General features: G+C 41.7%; 3 protein-coding genes. 2 read left to right on the top strand and 1 reads right to left on the bottom strand.

Annotated elements, in window-relative coordinates:
* A partial coding sequence (locus tag BLL40_RS16640; RefSeq protein ID WP_173799946.1) for a DegT/DnrJ/EryC1/StrS family aminotransferase occupies window positions 1-519 on the top strand: 519 nt, incomplete at its 5' end.
* 179 nt (window positions 520-698) lie between these two features.
* Here BLL40_RS16640 and BLL40_RS16635 read toward each other — a convergent pair.
* Window positions 699-3755 (bottom strand): S8 family serine peptidase, encoded by a 3057-nt coding sequence (locus BLL40_RS16635; RefSeq protein ID WP_073712960.1) that lies wholly within the window; start codon window positions 3753-3755, stop codon window positions 699-701.
* 431 nt (window positions 3756-4186) lie between these two features.
* On the opposite strand from BLL40_RS16635, the gene BLL40_RS16630 reads away from it, so the two are divergent.
* Window positions 4187-4514: aminotransferase class I/II-fold pyridoxal phosphate-dependent enzyme (locus tag BLL40_RS16630; protein WP_245797992.1), on the top strand; the 328-nt coding region annotated here is incomplete at its 3' end.

The raw sequence follows: 4514 nt of genomic DNA, 5'->3' as shown, positions 1-4514 counted from the left end.
TTAGCGACACAGGCACGTGATCCAGCTCCCCATTATCAGCATAGTGAATTAGGCTATAATTACCGGATGAGCAACATTTTAGCGGGAGTTGGCCGTGCACAGTTGGAAGTGCTGGATGAGCGTGTGCATGCGCGCCGTGTGATCTTTGATCGGTATGTGGAAGCATTCGGTGATATAGATGGGTTTGAATTTATGCCGGATTTAGAAGGATTTAAACATAACCGCTGGCTGACGACGCTGACGATTGACCCAGAGAAGGTTGGATTTACACCGATGGAGCTGATTGATGCATTATCTGCGGAGAACATAGAAGCACGTCCTGTCTGGAAGCCGTTGCACTTGCAACCGTTGTTTGAAGGGGCGAAGTATTATACTCATGAAGAAGGCAGAAGTGTGTCATATGAGTTGTTTGATAATGGGGTTTGTTTGCCGTCAGGGTCAAATATGACAATAGAACAGCAAGAGCGTGTCATTCATATTATTGGTAAGATGTTGAAGGCGAAATCATTGCACGTTTAAAATGAACCCAGCGGGCTGTGGCCGGCTGGGGCATTTTTAGATTCATTTACTTTAGTGCGGTGATTTATTTTAGAATTTTGGGGCCATAAAGGAACCACGGCAATTTAATGGAATTGTTAGATTATGACATGCGGAATGTCAGTTACAAATATAGAGTACACGCTTTTTTTTATCTGTTGTTAATTTTTAATTTCAAGATAATCTAAGGTAATGTTTGTAGCAGAAGAAGAAGCGTTCTTTAGGCCAGTGTGAACAATCTTGATCGTGTGATTACCTGGCACCAGACTGGCTGATTCAAATACTTTTGCTTTATGTTTTGTAGGTTTATTGTATAAATCTACAGTATCAACTAGATTGTTATCGATGTAGACGTTTGCTTGTCCATAGCTAGATGCTTGACTCGTATAATAGGCAACCCCTGTCCCATTAAACGTATACTCCACGCTTGAATTGGCAATGTTTGTATACTTTAAAGTACCACCGTTGTAAACTGTATTTGAGGCATTTAACCATGTGTTGACATATTTCATAAATGGATCATTATCTTCGATTTTGATACTTGTCCCCGCGTTCAATACAATAAAGTTATCGATATTAATATTCGTTGACGTTGAGCTCGGGTCTTTTGTTCCGGTTGATATAATCTTAATTATATGTTCGCCGGCTGTTAAATCATTTTTTTCGAAAACGAGTTGTTTATACTTACTAGCTGAACTATAGAGATTTACTGTTTCTACTTTGACATCATCAATGTATACATCAACAAATCCGTAGTTGCGGCTTTTTAAAGCATAATATTTAATTCCAGTACCATTAAATTTGAATGTTGCGGATGCCCCTGTCTTATTAATATAAGCTAAGCTGCCACCGCTATAAGTGGAACTAGTTGCTTTACTCCATGTTTCCCCATATTTCACATTCGCATTGTCATCCTCTACAACTGTTTCCGTTTGTTCTCCAATGACTTCAAGTGTATCGAGCGTCACATTTGTCGCTGTCTTCCGTCCCCCATTGCCCGCTTTGCCTGTCCATTCGATTTGGAAGGTGTGGCGGCCTGGCTCTAGGTCTGTTTTTTCGAATACTGTTGCAGCTGCTGTGGTTGAGAAATACAGGTCAACAAAGTATTCATATTGGCCATCTATAGTAACTTTGGCGATGCCGTTTGTACTGCCTTTAATGGCATTGTATTTGATGCCTTTGCCATAGAAGGCGAATTTGACGGTTTTTTCGCTATCGTTCATTGTGGCATAGTTGCCGCCGGATGCAAGGCTGTCGTTTACGAGTGTCCAGTCACAATAGCCGCCGTAACAGATGTTTGGATAGTGACGGTTTGTGTAATTCAGTTCATACGCCGTATTTTCGTATGCGCCTGCTTGTGCCCCTTGTACGACATGTAAGTCGTAGCTGCCGTTCCCTGCATAGGCGTATACGTCAATGTAATATGTTCCATCGTGTGGCGCGATGAATTCAATGGATTCCGTTGAAGTGCCTGCTTGTTCTGAATAGGCAATAATGTTTTGACTCGTGTGAACTGTTTGTGCTGCCGGGTTGAATAAGTAAAGATCAAAGTCTGTTCCGGATGCGCCTGTTAAGTCCAATTTAATTTTTTCTTTTGCATCGAGTGTGACGGCAAAGACGTCATCGAGATCCTCTGTTGCATGCAATGTACCGGCCGTATGTTGTCCGGAAAGCGGAAGGCCTGGAATATCGTTGTCCGGTGAATAGCCGACCGCTTTTCCAGCATTAATAAGCCCGCCTGTTTGTGAATAATAATAGAGAGAATTATATTCTGTTGATGTCTGCATGATCGTACTTTTTATTGCCAAAGGTGTGAGTGACGGTGAATGACTGGCAATAAGGGCTGCAACGCCTGATACGTGTGGTGTTGCCATGGATGTACCGCTCTTATAGCCATAAGCTGCCGAATAATCCAGCGCGCTGTCTTCTTTTGGAACAGTACTGATAATATCTCCACCAGGCGCAAATACATCCACTGTGTTGACACCGTAGTTTGAAAACCAGGATCTAAAGCCGTCATTGTCTGCTGAACCGACAGACAAAATATTGTCGCTGTCGTAGCTTGCTGGGTATTCTGGATAGGCATCTGTGTTGGTACCGTCGTTACCAGCTGCCGCAATGAACAGCGTTCCTGAATTTTCAATTGTTTCTTTTAAGGCTGTGCTGTACTCCCCGCCGCCCCAAGAGTTGTTCAAAATTTTCACGCCTTTTGCTTTTGCGTATTCAATTGCAAGAATGGCGTCAGATGTATAACCTGAACCATCATAACCACCTAGAAATTTAAGTGGCATAATTTTGACGTTTGGTGCGATGCCGCGTACGCCGATCGAGTTGTCATTGGCTGCAATAGTGCCCGATACGTGTGTCCCGTGACCGTCTTCCCAGCTGTAGTCATAAACGGAGTTGTCCGCGTAATAGAAGTCCCATCCGTTTACATCATCGATATAGCCGTTGCCATCATTATCGAGTCCGTCATTTGGAATTTCACCTGAGTTTGTCCAAATGTTGTCGGCAAGATCTGGATGGTTAATATCGGTTCCCGTATCGATCACACCGACAACAAGTGACGAGTCACCCAGTGTTTTGCCCCAGGCTGTTTCTGCATCGATATCAAATCCGTTTAACCCGGTCCAGCCTTGAATGGCTTGTCCAGTATTGTTAGCTCCCCATTGATTGGAATAAAGAGGGTCAGAAATGGTTGTTGCTTTGACAATATAGTTAGGCTCTACATATTCAAAAGCGCCTGTTGCTTTCAATGTTTTAATCGCTTCATCTACTGATTTTTTTGACGCATTGAATGTGTAAAGATGAGCACCGGATGTTTTGAACGTTTTTTGGCTTTTTAACTCAAGAGCGCGTCCGGCTGTTCCGATGCTGGATGGGCCATTGCCGCGTTTGAATTTAACGATTAGTTCGCCTTTCGCATATTTTTTTGAAGCATCTGCGATATGGACAGGTTTTTTATCGCTAACAGAGACTTTACCTTCTTTTGCTTTAACGATTTCTTCCTGCGTGTTTTTGTATTGCTTGTCTGTTTTTTTGCCTTCTACTTTAATTGGCTCATTTGCCGCAGTAGGTTTGTAGCCTTTGCTCTTTTTCTTCATATTGTTCGTTTCTTGTGTCGTTGCCTGTACGTTGTCTATTGTCAAAGCAGGGGCTACAAATTGCGAAAACGTGAGAACAGACGCAGCGGCCAATACCATAAGCTGCTTTTTCACTTTCACTCCTCCTAACAGAATGTTTTTAATATTTTTGACAGGGTCAATACCGGTCCTCCTTTGTTGACCTGTCAGTGATGAAAGATGTATTATTAATGTTGATTATAGTCTGATATAATTAGTGAGTCTATATCTATTTTAGTAATTTGTCCTATATTTTCTTGATATTGTATTCTAAAATAACTACTTAATACATGCTCCTCTAGCTAGACACTTAGCATAATGAATGTTTTTATAGATAGGTGCATATGAATATTTTCCTAGTATGATAAATCCATATTAAATATTATAACTATTATTATAATTCTAAATACTTACACTTTTATACAGATACGGTATAATGTAAAAGGTGGAAAAAACTTTATTTTACATAATTAAAGGAGGACCGTTTAGTGAATAAACAGCCAAAAATTTACTTGTCATCCCCGCATATGAGCGGTGAGGAACAGAAATATATTAATGATGCATTTGAAACGAACTGGATTGCACCGCTTGGCCCGAATGTGGATGGGTTTGAGCGTGAGATTGCGAAGTATACGGGAGTCCGGGATGCGGCAGCGGTAAGTTCGGGAACAGCAGCGATTCATCTGGCGCTTCTTCTTTTGGATGTACAGGCTGGTGATGTTGTGTTTTGTTCAAGTTTGACGTTTGTGGCGAGTGCAAATCCCATTATTTATGAGAACGCTGTACCTGTTTTTATCGATTCAGAGCCTGAGACGTGGAATATGTCACCAGACGCTTTAGAGAGGGCTTTACGCG

The organism is Domibacillus mangrovi (genome assembly GCF_001906925.1).
Lineage (GTDB): Bacteria > Bacillota > Bacilli > Bacillales > Domibacillaceae > Domibacillus > Domibacillus mangrovi.
The sequence above is the reverse complement of the archived record's forward strand: the minus strand, read 5'-3'. Positions and strand labels throughout refer to the sequence as shown.